The organism is Allotamlana fucoidanivorans, from assembly GCF_006265225.1.
In the GTDB taxonomy this organism is placed as follows: Bacteria; Bacteroidota; Bacteroidia; order Flavobacteriales; family Flavobacteriaceae; genus Allotamlana; species Allotamlana fucoidanivorans.
This window is the reverse complement of the sequence record NZ_VDCS01000066.1, coordinates 1-460: the sequence shown is the minus strand read 5'-3', so window position 1 is coordinate 460 and position 460 is coordinate 1. Positions and strand designations below refer to the sequence as shown.

Sequence of the window (460 nt, the reverse complement as noted above, 5' to 3'; positions counted from 1 at the left end):
CCATAGCCGTTACGGGTATTGCTATTATCGGACTGCTGATGCTTCTCATAGTCTAAATGAGCGTCAAGTTCTCCTTCTAGCATCTTTTCAATACCTCGCTTTTGGATGGATTTTAGAAAGGAGGTTAGTTCGTCCCCTGTTTTGAACTGTTTTAAAAAATCGTCGTTTAGAAAATCTTCTTTCTTCATAAGTGTGTAAATTTTAAAATTAAACAAAAAAATATCGAGGGTTGCAACCCTCGATATTTAATCTTTACACAGTTTATGAGATACTGCCTTTTTTGATCTCCTCCCAAATTAAGAACCAGTTAAAAGTAGAGGATCCGAGCTATTTTTATTCATTTCGATGTATTCATTGGGAGGGATATCTCCCAAGGAACTGTGAGGTCTAAAGTTGTTATATTCTTCTCTCCACATATCTAGTTTTTCTTGCGCATCTTCCATTGACAGAAACCAATTTA

Annotated in this window: 2 protein-coding genes; both read right to left on the bottom strand. The window is 35.9% G+C overall.

Annotation, left to right across the window (positions count from 1 at the left end):
• A partial coding sequence (locus FGF67_RS16915) for a transposase (protein WP_199240710.1) occupies positions 1-188 on the bottom strand: 188 nt, incomplete at its 3' end.
• Positions 189-296: 108 nt separating this feature from the next.
• Positions 297-460 (bottom strand): integrase core domain-containing protein (locus FGF67_RS16910; protein ID WP_139698923.1); only part of this gene is annotated, 164 nt, incomplete at its 5' end.